Source organism: Micromonospora echinaurantiaca (assembly GCF_900090235.1).
Lineage (GTDB): Bacteria > Actinomycetota > Actinomycetes > Mycobacteriales > Micromonosporaceae > Micromonospora > Micromonospora echinaurantiaca.
In genome coordinates this window covers 1,604,501-1,620,923 of the sequence record NZ_LT607750.1, presented here as the reverse complement: position 1 = coordinate 1,620,923, position 16,423 = coordinate 1,604,501, and the positions used below count along the sequence as shown (strand labels likewise).

Below are 16,423 nucleotides of genomic sequence, written 5' to 3'. Positions count from 1 at the left end.
TTTACGGTCCCGTTGACGAGGTGTGACGCTGCCTGCCGTAGGGCCGGCACGTCGAAGGGGGCCTCGTGTTCAGCTCATTACGGAGGGTGCTCGCCGCCGCGGTGGCGGCGATCACCGTGGTCGCCGTTACGCCATCGGCCGCGACGGCCGTCGCCGCTGACGCAGTTGCGCCAACCGCGACTCCCGGCTCGGTGTACACGGTCACGCTGATCAACGGTGACGTCGTGCGGCTCACCCGGTTCGCCGACGGCCGGCAGGAGGCGACCATCGACGACCGGGGCCGGCCCGACCGGCACGGCTTCCGACTGTCCCACCGCGACGGTGACGTCTACGTGGTGCCGGACGAGGCGGTGCCGTACGTCGCCACCGGCGTGCTGGACGAGGCGCTGTTCAACGTCACGGATCTCGTCGCCGACGGCTACCACGACGCGGCGAGCCCCACCCTTCCGCTGCTCGTGGCCGGCGCGCCCGCCACCGCCGGCGCCCGGGCCTCGGTGCCGGAGACTCCGCCCGGGGCCACCCGGACCCGCGTCCTGTCCAGCATCGGCGCGGTCGCGGTCACCGGACGCAAGTCGCAGGCGCGGGCGCTCTGGACGGCACTGACCACCGGGCCGCGTACCCTCGCCGCCGGCGAACGGCGGGTGTGGCTGGACCGTCGGGTCCGCGCGGACCTGGTCGACAGCGTGCCCCAGATCGGCGCGCCGGCCGCGTGGAAGGCCGGATACGACGGGCGGGGCGTCACCGTGGCGGTGCTCGACAGCGGCTACGACCCCACCCACCCGGACCTCGCCGGCCGGGTGTCCGCCACCGCGGACTTCACCACCGAGGGCGGTACGGCGGTCGACCGGTTCGGGCACGGCACGCACATCGCCGCGACCATCGCCGGCAGCGGAAAGGCCGGCCGCGCCGGCGGCCGGGGCGTGGCCCCGGGCGCCCGGCTGCTGGTGGGCAAGGTCCTCGACGACTCCGGTTACGGCGACCTCTCCTGGGTCATCGCCGGCATGGAGTGGGCGGTACGCCAGGGCGCCCGCGTGGTCAACCTCAGCCTCGGCGCGCCGTCCTACGGCGGCCCGGACCCGGTCAGCGAGGCGGTCGACGCGCTGACCGCCAACTCGGACACGCTCTTCGTGGTCAGCGCCGGCAACTCCGGCCCCGGGCCGCAGACCGTCGGCACGCCGGGCATCGCCACCGCCGCGTTGACCGTCGGCGCGGTGTCCAAGCAGGACGTTCTGGCCGACTTCTCCAGCCGCGGCCCGCGCCTCGACGACGGTGCGGTCAAGCCCGAGATCACCGCGCCCGGTGTCGGGATCGTGGCGGCCCGGGCGGCGGGCACCTCGCTCGGCCAGTTGGTCGACCGGTCGTACACCGCGATGTCCGGCACCTCGATGGCGGGGCCGCACGTGGCCGGCGCGGCCGCGCTGCTCGCCCAGGCCCGTCCCGACTGGCGGCCCGAACGACTCAAGGCCGCGCTGGTCGGCACCGCCAAGCCGGTCGGCACGGCGCCGGTCTGGGCGCAGGGAGTGGGCCGGTTGGACGTTCCGGCGGCGCTGGGCCAGACCGTCGGCGTGGACACCGCCAACGTCGTGCTCGGGCAGGTGCCGGCCGGCTCCGGTCCGCGAAGCGCCGACGTGGCGTACCACAACACCGGCCGGAAGCCGGTCACGCTCGATCTGACCGTGGCCGCCACCGACACCGGCGCCACCGGCCGGGCCGCCGCGTTGACCGTCACGCCGGCCCGGCTGACCATCGCCGCCGGCGGACGGGCGACGGCGACCGTCCGGCTGGACACCGCGGCCACCAGGCCGAACCAGTACGCCGGCGTGCTCACCGCGACCGCCGCCGGACTGCGGCTGCGGACCCCGGTCGGCCTCAGCGTGACCCCGCCGGCGCACACCCTCACCATCGAGGCGACCAACCGCGACGGTCGGCCGGCCACCGGGTTCCCCGACCGGGCGGAGCTGTGGAACCTGGACACCGGCGCGCAGCACTACGGGTTCTTCTCCGACGGCCGGGCGACGGTGGAGCTGCCCGCCGGGCGGTACTCGCTGATGACGCTCGTGCACACCCTGGACGCCGGTGGCGTCGAGAAGGACGTCACCGTGGCGGGCGACCCGGAGCTGCTCGTCGACGCGGACCGCACCGTGCGCATCGACGCACGCGCCGGCAACGAAATCCGGATGGACGTCGCGGACCCGACAGTGATCAGTCGGGGCGCCATCTCGTGGCAACGCACCGCCGGGAGCCGGTCGAACCTGTCCGGCTGGGCGTTCAACCCGTCCAACGTCCAGCGGGTCTACGCGGTGCCGACCCGGCCGGTCTCCACCGGCACCTTCCAGTTCTTCAGCCGGTGGGATCTCAGCGCCCCCGAGCTGACCGCCGAGGTGACCGGCGCCGGCGGCTTCCGGCTGGCTCGCCCGCTGCCGGTGGAGTACGCGCCGTTGCTCGACGGCACCCACACGCTGCCGCTGGTCGACGGCGGCGACGGCGGGCCGGCCGGGCTGGGCGCCGCCCGTGGCGCGGCGCTGCTGCTGCGGTACGTCGGCGACGAGGCGGTCGCGGAGCAGCTGCGGGCCGCGGCAGCGGCCGGCGCCGTGGTCGTGCTCCTCGCCCCGGACGAGCCCGGGAAGATCTACGCGAGCGGCTACGGTTCACCGGTACCGGCCTACCAGGTCGAGTACGCCGACGGCCAGCGGCTGCGCCAGCGGTTGGCGGCGGGGAAGGTGACCGTCGAGCTGACCGGTGTGGCAACCAGCCCCTACCACTACGACCTGCTGCTGGCCGAGCCCGACCGGATTCCGGCCGACCTGCACTACACGTCGCGGGAACTGGCGCTGGCCACCGTGGACAACGAGTTCCACCAGCACGCGCCGGAGATGCGGGCGCTGGACTCGCGGGCCGGCTACCCGGACGGGGTGAGCGTCGCGTTCAGCTTCAACCGGTCGGTGACCGCGGCGCAGCGGCGTACCGACCACGTCAACACCAACGGGGTGCTCTGGCGCGCCCAGGCCACCGCCGAGGGCGAGAACCGGCAGGGCACCCAGGGCACCATGTACGGCCCGCTGCGGGCGTACCGGCCCGGCGAGCGGACGCGGGAGGTGTGGTTCCCGGCCCTGACCCGGCCCGCCGTGCCGGCGGGCGCGCCGAACTACCCGTACGGGACGCCGGTCAACCGGTGGCACGACACCATCCGGGTGGCCGTTCCGCAGTACGCCGACGGCGCCGCGGCGGCGTACGGCTGGATCGACGGCGGCTCCGACCGGGCCCGGTTGACGTTGCGCCGCGGTGACCAGGTCGTCGGCACCAGCACCGGATCGTCGCAACAGTTCACGGTCGGCCCGGGCAACCGGACCTACCAGCTGACCCTGGACGTCACCCGGGACCGGTTCCCGGAGCGGGTCTGGTGGACCACCTCGACCGCTACCTCCACCACCTGGACGTTCCGCTCCGGGCGGCCCAAGGGCGATGAGCCGCAGGTGCTGGCGCTGCCGCAGCTCCGCTACGACATCCGGACCGACCTGTCCAACGCGGTCCGCGCCGATCAGCCGTACCGGCTGTCGCTCAAGCCGGGTTACCAGCCGGGCGCGACCGGGCCGGGGCGGTTCGAGGTCACGGTGCGGGTGTCCTACGACGACGGCGCCCACTGGCGGAAGGTGCCCGCCCGAGGCACCGGCACGGTGACGGCGACCATGCCGGCCGCACCGGCGGGCGCGCGGTTCGCCACGGTCCGGGTCACCGCCACCGACCGCGCCGGCAACCGCATCGACCAGACCATCACCCGGGCCTGGAAGGTGCTTCCCTGACCGCACCCGTCGGACGGGCCGGCCGCGTCACCGCGGCGGTGCGGGCCCGACCGGCACCGTGGACAGCGTTGCTCCGGTCGCTGTCCACGACCGGCGGTGCCGGGCGACCCCACCCTCGTCGCCCGGCACCGCCCACGCCTTTGACGGCGTCGACGCACGTACGGTCGGCGGTGTGTGCGGGCACCGGCGTCAGGCCGTGTCCGGCGCCGGGCCCGCCTTCTCGGATTGACGATCGGAGGTGCGGTCCGGGCCTGCGGTGGTGGGAATGCCGCCCGAGGCCGCCTCGGTCTTCGTGTAGAGGATCTCGCGGGCCTGTTCGGCGGCGCGGATGATGCTCTCGCCGACGAAGTCGACGAAGCGGGCGATGTTCTCCAGGCGGGTGGCGGCCGGGGTGTGGGAGCCGAGGACGCCGACGCCCTGCCGGGCGGTCTCGGCGAGTTGGGCGTGGGATCGGGCGCTGGCGATCATCGACTGGTACCAGACGTCGTCGTCGACGACGTAGCGCTCGCGGCGGCGTTCGTCGCGTTCCCGGCGGATCAGGCCCTGGCCTTCGAGGAACGTGGTCGCCTTGGAGATGGACGCCGGACTGACCTGGAGGTGCTGGACGAGTTCGGACGCGGTGAGGCTGCCCGCGTCGGCGGTGAACAGGCAGGTCAGCACCCGGGACATCATCTTCGGCAGGCCCTGTTGCATGAGGAGGGTGGTGAACGTCTCCTCGTACTCGCGCACCGCCTCGGCGTCGCGTCCGTGGGCCTGCGCGGGCACCTGCTGTGCGCGCGGAGCGGTCTGCCGGCGCCGGCGGGTGCGGCGTTCGGTGGCGCGGTGGGCCAGGTCGGCCCGGTAGGCGGTGGGGCCGCCGTTGCGCATCACCTCACGGGTGACCGTCGAAGTGGGGCGGTCGAGACGTCGGGCGATCTCCGCGTAGGCGAGCCCGTCGGCCAACCCCAGCGCGATCTGCTGGCGTTCCTGCTGGGTGAGCCTGCCCCCCGGCATCGCGATCTCCCTCTTCCGCCTGCGTGACGCCGCCAGCTTAGCGTTCACTCCCCTTCCATTGCAACGGAGCGCCTGATGCTCGTTGCGTTAGAAGCAGAGCCGTTGCAACGATTTCCGACCTTCTACCTGGGATTATGCAAGCTATTCGCAACAGGATCGTTGCTCGATTGTTGAATGCAACGTAGCGTTTTCGACATCAGAAAGGCCGAGCAACAAGGAGAACACGATGCAGACCTTCGACACCCCCAACCCCATCTCCGCCGTCTTCGACATCCCCGCGGGGCGTATCCAGGTCATCGCCGCCGACCGGACCGACACCACCGTGGAGATCCGGCCCGCGGACGCCGCGAAGGGCCGCGACGTGAAGGTGGCGGAGCGCACCACGGTCGAGTACGGCGACGGCGTCCTGCGGATCAAGGCCTCGGCGAAGAACCAGATCCTCGGCAGCTCCGGATCCATCGAGGTGACGGTCCAGCTGCCCGCCGGCTCGCAGGTCGCGGCGAAGGCGGCCAGCGCCGAGTTCCGGGTCGTCGGCCGCGTCGGCGACGTCACCTTCGACGGCGCGCACGGCGCGGTCAAGGTCGACGAGGCCGCGAGCGTCCGCCTCGCCACCGCCGGCGGTGACGTCGAGGTCGGCCGTCTCAACGGCCCCGCCGAGATCAGCACCGGAAAGGGCGACATCCGGATCGCCGAGGCCGTGCGCGGCACGCTCGTGCTGCGCACCCAGGCCGGCGACGTGTCGGTCCAGGCCGCCCACGGGGTTTCCGCCTCCCTGGACGCCGGCACCAGCTACGGCCGGATCACCAACGCGCTCATGAACGCCGAAGGCGCCGGCGCCGAACTCGACATCCGCGCGACCACCGCCTACGGCGACATCGTCGCCCGGAGCCGCTGAGGAGCAGGAGCACCCAACCAGTCGGAGCTTCCCGGAGTAGTCCGACCGACACGGCTCGACGAGGTGAACACGGCGCCAGTCGCTGCGTACCGAAGGCGCGCGCGAAAGTACCTATGCGCGTCAGATTCGCCGTCGGTTCGGGGCTCATAACGTGGTGGTCACCAGGAAGCACGACCACTGAGGAGACCGACATGAGCGACATCACGGAGCTGGTCCAGCGCTACCTCGCCGCCTGGAACGAGACCGACGCCACCGCGCGACAGGCCGTTCTCCAGGAGGTCTTCGCCGACGACGCGGTCTACACCGACCCGCTGGTGTCGGTGCGGGGCAGGGACGGGCTCGACGCGACCATCGCGGCCGTCCAGGCACAGTTCGGCGGGCTGGTCTTCAGCCTCGGCGGCGCCGTGGACACCCACCACGACATCGCGCGGTTCACCTGGCACCTGGGCCCCGAGGGCGCCGAGCCGATCGTCGTCGGCTTCGACGTCGCGGTGATCGGTGACGACGGGCGGATCCGCCAGGTGCTGGGCTTCCTCGACAAGGTGCCGGCCGGGATCTGAACACCTCGGGGGTGGACCGCCAGGCCGGTCCGCCCCCGGTCGTCGACGCAACAGAGGAGGAAACCATGACCGCCTACGTGATCGCGCATCTTCGTGACCCGGCGGAGCTCCACCCGCAGGTACTGGAGTACATGGAGCGGATCCAGGCGACGATGGACCCGTTCTCCGGTCGCTTCGTCGTGCACGGCGGACCGGTCGACGTGCGCGAGGGCAACTGGCCCGGCAGCGTCGTGATACTCCAGTTCCCGTCGGCGGAGAACGCGCGGAACTGGTACGAGTCGGCGGCCTACCAGGAGATCCTGCCGCTGCGGGCGGACCACCTGGCGGGCGAGGTGATCATCGTGGAGGGCGTCGGGCCCGACCACGACTCGGCCGCGATGGCCGCCGAACTGCGGAACGGCTCCGGCGTACGTCAGCCGGTGACGTCGTAGTTGAAGCCGAAGGCGCGCACACCGGTCCGCGTACGGGGCCGGTGGCTCGTCTTTGGGCCGAAGGCGACGTAGGAGCCCGGGCCGTGGGTGCGCTCACCCTCGATGACCTCGCCGCGCACGACGAAGTACGCCTCGCCGTAGGTCTCGTGCACGTCGAGGTCCGGCCATTCGGCGCCCGGGGCGAGGTCGATCACCCACGTTCTGATCCCCGGCGGGCCCGGGAGCGCCCGTACCTGGACGCCGGGACCCAGCTCGACCGGCGGGACCTCGTCGACGTCCACGGCCATCATCTGCCCAGGCAGCACCTGTTCCGCGGTGGTCATCCGGACAAGATCTCACAACCCGAGCTGCCCGGCGAAATCCTTGAGTTCGCCGCGGGAGGTGACGCCGAGCTTGGGGTAGGCCTTGTAGAGGTGGTAGCCCACCGTCCGGTGACTGAGGAACAACTGCGCGGCGATGTCGCGGTTGGACAGGCCCTGCGCGGCGAGCCGGGCAATCTGCAGTTCCTGCGGGGTCAGACCGGCCGCCACGCCGCCGCCGGGCGGGGGGCCCTGGTCCTGGACGCCGGTCGCGGTCAGCTCGGCACGGGTACGGGCGGTCCACGGCCGCATGCCGAGCCGGTCGAAGACCTCCACGGCGGCGTGCAACGGCCCGCGCGCCTCAGCCTTGCGCCGGGCCCGGCGCAGCCACTCCCCATACAGCAGCGCGGTCCGGGCGTACTCCAGCGGGCGGCCGTCCCGGTCGTGCCGGTCGAGGGCCGCCGCGTAGAACGCCTCGGCCTCGTCGTCGGCGGCGAGCAGCCCACGGCAGCGCAGCACGAGCGCGTCGGCCCACGGTTGCCGGACCGCCCCGGCCCACCGCGCGAAGCGTGCCAGCGGTTCGGCCGCCCGCTCCGGCTCCCCCACCCGGACGGCCGACTCCACCAGGTCGGGAACGGAACGGGTGGCGCAGATGTGATGCCGCATCGGCTCCCGGTTCAGGCGCTCGAAGCGGGCGAGCGCCGCCTCGGCGCGGCCGAGGCCGAGCTCCAGCAACCCGAGCGACCAGTACGCCCACGGCGCCCCGGGAGAGATGGCCGCCGCGGTGGCTCCCGCCAGTGCCTCCTCGGCGTTGCGCCGGCAGGCCGGCTCCTCCCCGGTGGCCGCGTCGAGGTAGGCGAGCACGCTGCTGAACTGGCTGACCCACTGCTGCTGGCCGGTGTCGCGGGCGAGCCCCAGGGCCTCGGTCGCGGTGGCGAGCGCGTCCCCGTGCCGGCCGGCGAACACCTCGCCCTCGGCGGCGAAGAACAGCACAGTCGGCAGCCGCCCGGCACCGCCGCGGGCGCGGTGCTCGGCGGCGAGCGCGGTCGCCAGTTCGTACGCGTCGGAGTCCTGGCCCAGCGCCAGCGCCGCTCCGCAGAGGATCAGGAGCACCTGGTCGGGGGCCGGGCCGCGGCGCCGCACCGCCGCGAGGGTGTCGCCCAGCGGCGGCGGCCGCTCGGCGCGGCCCGGGTCGAGGTGGACGAGGTAGCGCCCGACCGGCGCGAGGGGGTCCGCGTCGTCCAGCGGCAGCGCGGCCAGCCGGTCGAGGGTCTCCGCGAGCTGCCGTTCCCCCAGATACCAGGAGGTGTGCACGGCCTGGATCAGCAACCGGGCGGCCTGGCCCGGTTCGGTGTCGCCGATGAGCCCGGCGCCGTCGAGCAGCAGCCGGTGGGCGGTGGAGTAGGAGCCCTGCCAGAAGTCCGCGACCGCCTGCACCTGGGCGATCCGCGCCCGCACCACCGGGGCCTCGTCGAGCCGCCGGGCCGCGCGCACCCCGAGGGCCCTGGCCCGCTCCAGGTCTCCCGCCTCCAGGGCCGCCTCCGCCGCCAGGGCCTCCCGGTGAGCCCGGGCGGCCGGCTCGGCGCTCAGCCGGGCCGCTCGCTCGTACGCCGCGGCGGCCGCCACGTGGCCGCTGCGGTCACGGGCCCGGGCGGCGGTGCGTTCCAGCGCGGCGGCAACCTCCTCGTCGGCGCCGGTGGTGGCGGCCGCCAGGTGCCAGGCCCGGCGGTCGGCGTGTTCGGGCGAGTCGAGGGCGGCGGCGAGCGCGCGGTGGACGGCGAGGCGTTGCGCGAGCGGCGCCCGTTGGTAGACGGCGGCGCGGATCAGCGGATGGCGAAAGCGGATCGTGGTGCCGTCGGCGTCGCCGCGGAGCACCAGGCCGGCCCGCTCGGCGGGGGCCAGGTCCGCGATGGCCGCTCCCAGCGCGGCGGCGGCCCGCAGGATCACGGCCAGCTCACCGGTCTCGTCGGCCGCCGCCACCAGGAGCAGGCTCTGGCAGGTCTCGGGCAGGCGGCTGACCTGGCCGTGGAAGGCCAGTTGCAGGCGACCGGTGAGCGGTAGCGCTCCGGGCGAGAACGCGCTGGCGCCTTCGGCGGCCAGGGCGACCGGCAGCTCCAGCAGGGCCAGCGGGTTGCCGCGGGCCTCGGCGAGCAGGCGGTAGCGCACGGCAGGGGTGAGCGGGTGCCGGTCAAGCAGGGCCGCGGCCGCCTCCGGGGCCAGCCCGGACAGGCGCAGTTCGGCAAGGCCGGGGGCGGGGAAGGATCCCTCGCCGTCGCGGGCGGCGAAGATCATGACCACGCCCTCGGCGTGCAGGCGCCGGGCGGCGAACAGCAGCGCCTCCCGGGAGGCCCGGTCGAGCCACTGCGCGTCGTCGACGAGGCACAGCAGCCCGGTGTCGTCCGCGTACTCGGTCAGCAGGGAGAGCACCGCCAGCCCGACCAGCATCGGCTCGGAGCGGGCCGTGGGCCCGAGCCCGAACACCGCTTCCAGTGCCGTGCGCTGCGGTCCGGGCAGCGCAGCGAGAGATCCGAGCGTCGGGCGCAGCAGCAACTGCAGCCCCGAGTACGGCAGCTCGGCCTCGAACTCGACCCCCGTAGCGCGCAGCAGCCGCATGGTCCCGGCCGCCGCGGCGGCGTGGTCGAGCAGGGCGGTCTTGCCGATGCCGGGCTCGCCGCGCAGCACCAGCGACGAGCTGGTGCCCGCCCGGGCGCCCGCCAACAGGTCGGCGATCGCGTCCTGTTCGGGCTTCCTCCCGTGCAGCTCCTCCACGCCCATGATCCCATCCTGGCATCGCCGCTTGCCCCGGTCGGGACGAGGGCGAGCCGGGACAGCGCCACCGGTCCGGCCGGCCGTCGTCAATCCCGGCGCAGCTCCAGCAGGGCCTCGACCGGGTCGGAGCTGGGGGGACCGGCCGGCCACCAGTCGGTGGAACGCCGCCGGAACGGATACCAGCGCCCGTCGCGGCCGTAGCGCAGCTGCCCGTCACGCCCCACGGTCCAGCGGTTACGCCAGGTCTTCACCTCGGGTGCGGCGCGGTCGCCCTCCCACGCCGCGCGCAGCGCGTCCGTGGCCCGGGTCGCCACCTCCTTCGGTGGCCTGAACACCACCTCCAGCGCGTCCAGGCCGGCCGCGCCGGCGTACTCCCAGGCCCTGATAGCGCGGGGCAGCTCTGCTGCCCGGCCGGTGGCCTCGCCGAGCCGCTTCGCCGCCGGCGAGCGGGGCAGGCGGCTCGCCAGGCGCACCGCGTCCGGCCAGGGGTCCGGCTCAGCGGGCAGCTCCCGCGCCCGCGACGCGGTCAACAGGTCTCGGGCCCGCAGTGCGGCACCGGCGGCCAGCATCCCCAGCGCCGCCGGGTCGACGCCGGCCGCCTGGTGCGCGGCGAGCAGCGGGGCGAGCGCCATCGGTTCGCCGGGCACCGGCCCGGGCGGTTCCGGCAGCGGTGCCGGCACGGCCGCGTACGCCTCGTCGGCCGGCGTGCCCGCGAGCCCGCCCTCGGCCGCGGTGTCGACCGGACGGCGGGCGTTGCGCCGGCGCAGCTCCTCGATCAGCTCCGGCTCGGCCCGGCCGCGCATCAGCAGCAGCACGAAGGGGTCGCGGTCGAGCAGCCAGGACGCCTGATAGGACAGCGCGGCGGCATGCCGGCAGGGATGGTCCCAGGACGGGCAGTCGCACGACGGTTCCAGGTCGCCGTAGCTGGGCAGCAGCCGGACCGCGGCGTCGTCGGCGGTGTCGATCAGGTCGTGCGGCATGTCCCGGTCGAGCAGGGCGGCGATGTGCCCCGCCTTCGCGGCGACCCTGTCCAGTAGGCGGTCCCATCCGCCGTCGGTGAGGGTGCCGATGCGCACCACCGTGAGGTATGGCGTGTACTGGTCGCCGTCGTGGACCGGGGCGGAGATCCGGCCGGGGCTCACCGTGATCGGTCCCACCTGTCCGGCGAAGGCGTACCGGCGGCCGCTCCGGAGTTGCTCGGAGTCGAGCGCGCTGCGCTCCATCGCCTCGATCCAGGCGTTGCCCCACCAGGTGTCGGCGAACTTCCTGCCGATCCGCCGGCCCGGCCCGAACGCCGCGAAGGTGCGGGCGCGCCGGTCGTCCCCGGTCGCGTCGGCGTCGTCGTCCAGCTCGTCGTCGTACGCGAAGTCGACGTCCACGTCCCGCTCCTATCGCTCGTCGCGCAGCTGTACGAGCCTGAGCAGCTCGGCGTCGGAGAGTTCGGTCAGGGGGCTCTCGCCGCCGCTGAGCACCGCGTCGGCCAGCCCCTGCTTGGCTTCGAGCAGGGCGGCGATGCGTTCCTCCAGGGTGCCCTGGGCGATCAGCCGGTGCACCTGCACCGGCTTGGTCTGCCCGATCCGGTACGCGCGGTCGGTGGCCTGCTCCTCCACCGCCGGGTTCCACCACCGGTCGTAGTGGATCACGTGATCGGCGCGGGTCAGGTTCAGGCCGGTGCCCGCCGCCTTGAGCGAGAGCAGGAACACCGGCACCTCGCCGGCCTGGAACCGGCGCACCATCTCCTCCCGCTGCGGCACCGGCGTGCCGCCGTGCAGCAGCTGCGCCGGTACGCCCCGCGCGGTAAGGTGCCGGTGCAACAGCCGGCCCATCTGGACGTACTGGGTGAAGACCAGCGCGCCACCGTCCTCGGCGAGGATCGTCTCCAGCAGGTCGTCGACGAGTTGCAGCTTCTCCGACCGGCCGGTGAGCGCGCCGTGCGGCTGCTTCAGGTAGTGCGCGGGGTGGTTGCACACCTGCTTCAGGCCGACCAGCAGCTTGAGCACCAGGCCGCGGCGGGCGATGGCCGTGCTGCTGGCCCGGATCTCGGCCATGACGTCGGCGACCACCGCCCGGTACAGGGTGGCCTGCTCGCCGGTGAGGGAGACCAGGTGGTCGGTGACCGTCTTCGGCGGCAGTTCGGGGGCGACGCCGGGGTCGGCCTTGCGCCGCCGCAGGAGGAACGGGCGCACCAGCCGGAACAGCCGGTCCACGGTCGCGGCGTCCCGGTCCACCTCGATCGGGCGGGCCCATCGGGCGCGGAAAGCGGCGCTGTCGCCGAGCAGGCCGGGGGTGCTCCAGTCGAGGATGGCCCACAGCTCCGCGAGGTTGTTCTCGACGGGAGTGCCGGTGAGCGCGAGCCGTGCGCGGGCGGGGATCCGCCGCAGCGCCTTCGCGGTGTCGCTCAGCCGGTTCTTCACGTACTGCGCCTCGTCGGCGACCACCAGGCCCCACCGCGGCCCGGCGAGCACGTGGGCGTCGAGCCGCGCGGTGCCGTAGCTGGTGAGCACGAATCCGCCGGCAGCCGGGTCCAGCGAGCGCGCGGCGCCGTGGAAGCGGTGGACCGGCACGCCCGGGGCGAACCGGTGGATCTCCCGTTCCCAGTTGCCGAGCACCGAGGCGGGGCAGACCACGAGCGTCGGCCCGACGGTCGCCGGGTCGGCCTGGCGACGCAGGTGCAGCGCGATGACCGTGACGGTCTTGCCGAGGCCCATGTCGTCGGCGAGGCAGCCGCCGAAGCCGAGCGAGGTCATCCGCTGCAACCACCGCAGCCCGCGCAGCTGGTACTCGCGCAGGGTGCCGCGCAGGCCGGCCGGCGGTTCCAGCGGCTCGGGCCCGCCGGCGGGCTCGGCGATCCGCTCGCGCAGTGCGCCCAACCAGCCGTCGGCCACCACCTCGGCCCGCTCGTCCTCGACCAGGGTGCTGCCGATCAGGGTCGCGCCCAGCGCGTCGTACGCCGCCAGCGGCGGCAGCTGCCGGTCGCGGGCCTTGCGGGCCAGCTCCGGCCCGACCGCGACCCACCGGTCCCGCAGCCGGACGATCGGCCCGGACTTGGCGGCCAGGTCCATCTCCGCCTCGGTGAGCGGCGCGCCGGCCAGGGTGAGCTGCCAGCTGAGCGGCATCGGCGGGGCGCCGCGCAGGTGCGTCGCCACCTCGGCGGGCGGCTCGGGCGGGGTGCTGACCAGCACCCGAGCGTGCAGGTCGCGGGAGAGCTGTGGCGGCCACTGGAGGTCGATGCCGGCGGCGGCGAGCCGTGCCTCGGCGCCGCCCAGCAGGTCGACGAGGTCCTCGTCGAACAGGTCCAGCGAGACCGGCGCGGCGTCGTCGAGCAGCCGTCCCAGCGGCGGCCACACCGCGGCGGCCCGCCGGACGGCGAGCATCGCCTCGAAGGTGGCCCGCTCGCCGAGGCCGTGCTCGTCGCCCTCCCACAGCGCCGCGGCGTCGCTGACCAGGGTGGGGTCGGCAAGGCTGCGCATCCGCACCACGGCCGTGAGTGCGGCGGTGTCGCGGTGCTCCCGGAGTTCCAGCCGCAGCGCCACCCGTAGGCCGGTGTCCACGCCCGCGGAGACCTCCCGCGCCCAGTCCCGCAGGTCGTCGCTCGGCACCGGGTTTTCACTGGTGAAACGCGGGTCGCCGGTCAGCCAGGGCGCCGCCGGGGTGCGCGGCAGGGTATCGGCGACGGCGTCGAGGAACGCCCGGACCAGCCCCTCCGGGTCGGGCAACCTGGGCCGCTCCGCGGTGGGATCGAGCGGCACCGCACGGGCCTCGGTCGGCATCGCCGCCGCCAGGGCCCGGACGCGCTCGACGTCCGCCACGTCGAACGGGCCCACCCGCCAGGCGTCGTAGCCGTCCGGAGAGACCCCGGGTAGCAGCCGCCCCCGGGCGGCGAGGTGCAGCCCGGTCACCGCCACCGCCGACCAGAAGGCGGCGGCCGGCGTCAGTTCCTCCGCGTCCCGAAGCGCGACGAGCTGCCGGACCGCGTCACCGACCGGGACCGTGCGCACCGGAACCGGCCGGGCCACGACGCGACCCGACCCGGGCAGGGCGAGGGGCAGCTCGCCGTGCTCCCCCAACCGGTCGAACTCCGCCGACAACCCTGCGCCGGCCGGATCGTAGAAGCTGACCGCGCCGGTCCGGGGCGGTTCCCCCGGCTCGAAGACGACCGCGAGCCGTCCGGGTCGCACCGCACCTCCCGACGTGGGTCGACCGCCAAAGCCCACCCGACCAGTCTCCATCGTTGCCGTACGGCGTACCGTACACCATACGGCTCGCCGCCGCCAACGCGCCTGCACCCCGACGGCTGCCGGAAGCGGGAAAGTCGGGCCGGTGATGTCGAGAGCCCCTGGCACATGCTCCCGCGCCGGCGGGGCCGCTCAGCGCTGGCGGTTCACCCGATGTTGCACGTGCCGTCCTGTTCGTAGCATCGCTGGTAGGCCTGGGAGGTGGTCATGTCGGACGAGAATCGGGCGGAGAAGCCGAAGCTCCCGCCGCGCTGGTTCATCCGGCTGGCCTGGTCGGTGCACCGGGGCCTGTACCGGATCTCCGGCAGCCGGGTCGGGCTCTGGCGGCCCCGTGCCGACCGTTGGGGCACGTTGCGGCTGACCACCACCGGGCGCCGCACCGGCCAGCGGCGCAGCGTCATCATCGCGTACCTGGAGGACGGGCCGAATCTGTACTCGCTGGCGATGAACGGCTGGGGTGAGGGTGAGCCCGCCTGGTGGCTCAACCTGCAGGCGCATCCGGACGCGACCGTCAACCTGGTGGACGGCCAGCGGCTGGTCCGTGGGCGCGCCGCAACAGGCGACGAGCGGTCGCGGCTGTGGGCCCGCTGGCGCGACATCGAGACGAACCTCGACGCGCACGCGGCGCTGCGGTCGTCGGAGACCGCCGTGGTGGTCCTGGAGCCGCGGCCCGGCGCCGAGCACCATGCCGGTTAGCCGCGGCTACCATCCCCGCGATGGCGGAGTTCGTGCACGTCACCGGGGCGAAGTCGGCGCGACGCATCCAGCGCTCGGGAGTCGCCGCGCGCAGCCACGGGCCCACCGGTCGACGGGGCGTGTACTGCATGCCGGTGCTGCCATCGTTCACCCTCACCTACCAGTGGGTGCGTGAGCTGCGACGCTGGCACCCGGGCGTGCTGGTGGCGGTTCAGCTACGGCTGCCCGACGAGGAGCCGGTGACCGTCGGCCACTACGGTGCTCCACCGCGCCAGGCCACCGCCGCGCAGGCCGTCGCCGCCGTACGCGAGCTCGACGATCCGCGCGGCTACGAGGCGTTCGTGCCCCGCGCGATCACCACCGCAGAGGTACGACGGATCCGGGACGTCCCGCAGGGCGTCGGTTGGCGATACCTGCCGGCAGCCCACGGCCGGCGGCCCTGCCCGTGCCCGGCCTGCCTTCCCCGCGGTGGGTACAAGGCGGGCAGGTTGCGCCGCCGGTTCCCCTACGATGAGCCGCCGCGGCCGAAGAGTGAGCTGATGGCGCGGCTGAGGGCGGCAACCACGGCCGACGACATCATCGACGTGCTCGGCGAGTTGGGCCGGGGCCGACGCGGCGGCGCCGAGGAGCTGGCATACCTGGCCGATCACCCCGACCCGGACGTCCGCGACACCCTGGAGAGCGTCCTGCGGGCCTACCGGGGCCGCGAGGCACGGCGACTACGCGAACGGTTGGCGCACTCCTCTTCACTGACGTCAGCCCCGGACAACAGCTGATCGGCACCATCCACCCCGTAGCCCTGCGGCGACCTTGAGAAGAGGAGCGCTCACCGCGTGAACCCTCGCTCGAGAGCGTGGGCCAGTCGCCGTCTCCAGACGGCGGCGTTGCCGGCGATGCCCGGGTACTCGGCGGTGAAGTTGTCCCAGTCGACCGTCCAGTCGAGGACCGACGCGGCGGTGAAGTCGTCGGCCTCGCGGCCGAGCTCCGGCCGGAGCAGGTCCCGCACGAGTCGCAGGTCCACGGTGGTGTGCTCGGCGAGCAGCGTGGCGTCGTAGAGGTCCTTGCCCTGGGGGTACATGTCCGTCGCGAGCCACATCACCTTCCAGGCCAGCGACTGCGCCGGGCCGGCCGCCCGCACGGGCCGGTGCACGCCGTCCAACCGGATCGGGACGGGCTCCAGGTCGAGGTGTTCGTTGAAGACGAAGTCGGCCTGCACGAATCCGGTCAGCCCGTCGTCGGTGGTGAACGGGATGACCAGACGCCGTCCGTCGGCCCGTTCGTAGGTCCAGATGTCGGACGTCTGCACCAGTTCAGGATTGAGGCCGGCGCCCGGCCGGGCCCGCAGCGCGGACAGAATGCCGGCGAACATCGCCGTGGCCTCGTCGCTGCGGATGCTCAGCGAGAAAGGCGTCACGACGAAATCGACATCGCCGGGCTCCCGCGCGGCCGCGCCGAACCACGCCGACATCGTGACGCTGCCCCGCAGGACCAGTTGCTGCGCCCAGGGCGTGTCGGCGATGACGTTGATCAGGTGGCACATGGCGGCGCGGCGGGCAGCACGCCAGCGTTGGCCGGTGCCGGGGTCGGCGAACATCGGCTCGCCCGCTCGGTAGGCGTTCGTGTACTGCTTTAGCGCGGGATCGAACACGGCCCGCTGCCGTAGCTTGGGCCGGGGTGGCAACGGCTGATAGGTGGGCGGGTAGCCGGCCGCACCGGCAGGTGCCTTGGGCATCGTTTCCTCCCTG

At 74.0% G+C, this 16,423-nt stretch carries 11 protein-coding genes and 1 pseudogene; 6 read left to right on the top strand and 6 right to left on the bottom strand.

What is annotated here, in order from left to right; translation table 11 throughout:
* Window positions 1-191 precede the first annotated feature (191 nt).
* Window positions 192-3,800: a S8 family serine peptidase gene (locus GA0070609_RS07475; protein WP_157748075.1), complete on the top strand. Its 3,609-nt coding sequence runs from the start codon at window positions 192-194 to the stop codon at window positions 3,798-3,800.
* Window positions 3,801-4,076: 276 nt separating this feature from the next.
* Here the strand turns inward: GA0070609_RS07475 and GA0070609_RS07470 are convergent.
* Window positions 4,077-4,793, bottom strand: a pseudogene (locus GA0070609_RS07470) (helix-turn-helix domain-containing protein); the annotation flags it as partial.
* A 226-nt stretch (window positions 4,794-5,019) separates the two neighbouring features.
* Between GA0070609_RS07470 and GA0070609_RS07465 the strand changes: the two are divergent.
* From GA0070609_RS07465 to GA0070609_RS07455, 3 genes are all read left to right on the top strand, one after another.
* Window positions 5,020-5,688: a DUF4097 family beta strand repeat-containing protein gene (locus GA0070609_RS07465; protein ID WP_088993130.1), complete on the top strand. Its 669-nt coding sequence runs from the start codon at window positions 5,020-5,022 to the stop codon at window positions 5,686-5,688.
* Between the two features lie 191 nt (window positions 5,689-5,879).
* A complete protein-coding gene (locus tag GA0070609_RS07460) occupies window positions 5,880-6,248 on the top strand; it encodes a nuclear transport factor 2 family protein (RefSeq protein WP_088993129.1) in 369 nt (122 codons plus the stop codon).
* A gap of 65 nt (window positions 6,249-6,313) precedes the next feature.
* The gene (locus tag GA0070609_RS07455; protein WP_088993128.1) at window positions 6,314-6,679 is read left to right on the top strand and encodes a DUF1330 domain-containing protein; all 366 of its coding nucleotides are present in this window, start codon (window positions 6,314-6,316) and stop codon (window positions 6,677-6,679) included.
* Here the strand turns inward: GA0070609_RS07455 and GA0070609_RS07450 are convergent.
* From GA0070609_RS07450 to GA0070609_RS07435, 4 genes are all read right to left on the bottom strand, one after another.
* Window positions 6,661-7,002: an anti-sigma factor gene (locus GA0070609_RS07450; protein ID WP_088993127.1), complete on the bottom strand. Its 342-nt coding sequence runs from the start codon at window positions 7,000-7,002 to the stop codon at window positions 6,661-6,663. The genes GA0070609_RS07455 and GA0070609_RS07450 overlap by 19 nt on opposite strands.
* 12 nt (window positions 7,003-7,014) lie before the next feature.
* Window positions 7,015-9,753, bottom strand: a complete 2,739-nt coding sequence (locus GA0070609_RS07445) for an ATP-binding protein (RefSeq protein WP_088993126.1) — start codon at window positions 9,751-9,753, stop codon at window positions 7,015-7,017.
* 80 nt (window positions 9,754-9,833) lie between these two features.
* The gene (locus GA0070609_RS07440; RefSeq protein ID WP_088993125.1) at window positions 9,834-11,126 is read right to left on the bottom strand and encodes an SWIM zinc finger family protein; all 1,293 of its coding nucleotides are present in this window, start codon (window positions 11,124-11,126) and stop codon (window positions 9,834-9,836) included.
* A gap of 9 nt (window positions 11,127-11,135) precedes the next feature.
* Window positions 11,136-13,925 carry a DEAD/DEAH box helicase gene (locus tag GA0070609_RS07435; RefSeq protein ID WP_088993124.1) on the bottom strand — a complete coding sequence of 930 codons (2,790 nt, stop codon included), beginning with the start codon at window positions 13,923-13,925 and terminating at the stop codon, window positions 11,136-11,138.
* A 264-nt stretch (window positions 13,926-14,189) separates the two neighbouring features.
* On the opposite strand from GA0070609_RS07435, the gene GA0070609_RS07430 reads away from it, so the two are divergent.
* Together GA0070609_RS07430 and GA0070609_RS07425 are read left to right on the top strand one after the other, a co-directional pair.
* On the top strand, window positions 14,190-14,678 hold the full coding sequence (locus GA0070609_RS07430; RefSeq protein ID WP_088993123.1) for a nitroreductase/quinone reductase family protein: 489 nt from the start codon (window positions 14,190-14,192) through the stop codon (window positions 14,676-14,678).
* A 20-nt stretch (window positions 14,679-14,698) separates the two neighbouring features.
* Window positions 14,699-15,454: a HEAT repeat domain-containing protein gene (locus GA0070609_RS07425; protein WP_157748074.1), complete on the top strand. Its 756-nt coding sequence runs from the start codon at window positions 14,699-14,701 to the stop codon at window positions 15,452-15,454.
* A 50-nt stretch (window positions 15,455-15,504) separates the two neighbouring features.
* On the opposite strand, the gene GA0070609_RS34150 is transcribed toward GA0070609_RS07425, so the two are convergent.
* Window positions 15,505-16,410 carry a nucleotidyl transferase AbiEii/AbiGii toxin family protein gene (locus GA0070609_RS34150; RefSeq protein WP_231928569.1) on the bottom strand — a complete coding sequence of 302 codons (906 nt, stop codon included), beginning with the start codon at window positions 16,408-16,410 and terminating at the stop codon, window positions 15,505-15,507.
* Between the last annotated feature and the right edge of the window lie 13 nt (window positions 16,411-16,423).

Excerpts from the sequence above, each read along its gene's own strand:
- GA0070609_RS07465 (WP_088993130.1), top strand. The coding sequence starts at position 5,020 with ATGCAGACCTTCGACACCCCCAACCCCATCTCCGCCGTCTTCGACATC.
- GA0070609_RS07460 (WP_088993129.1), top strand. The coding sequence starts at position 5,880 with ATGAGCGACATCACGGAGCTGGTCCAGCGCTACCTCGCCGCCTGGAAC.
- GA0070609_RS07455 (WP_088993128.1), top strand. The coding sequence starts at position 6,314 with ATGACCGCCTACGTGATCGCGCATCTTCGTGACCCGGCGGAGCTCCAC.
- GA0070609_RS07450 (WP_088993127.1), bottom strand. The coding sequence starts at position 7,002 with ATGACCACCGCGGAACAGGTGCTGCCTGGGCAGATGATGGCCGTGGAC.
- GA0070609_RS07445 (WP_088993126.1), bottom strand. The coding sequence starts at position 9,753 with ATGGGCGTGGAGGAGCTGCACGGGAGGAAGCCCGAACAGGACGCGATC.
- GA0070609_RS07430 (WP_088993123.1), top strand. The coding sequence starts at position 14,190 with ATGTCGGACGAGAATCGGGCGGAGAAGCCGAAGCTCCCGCCGCGCTGG.
- GA0070609_RS07425 (WP_157748074.1), top strand. The coding sequence starts at position 14,699 with ATGGCGGAGTTCGTGCACGTCACCGGGGCGAAGTCGGCGCGACGCATC.
- GA0070609_RS34150 (WP_231928569.1), bottom strand. The coding sequence starts at position 16,410 with ATGCCCAAGGCACCTGCCGGTGCGGCCGGCTACCCGCCCACCTATCAG.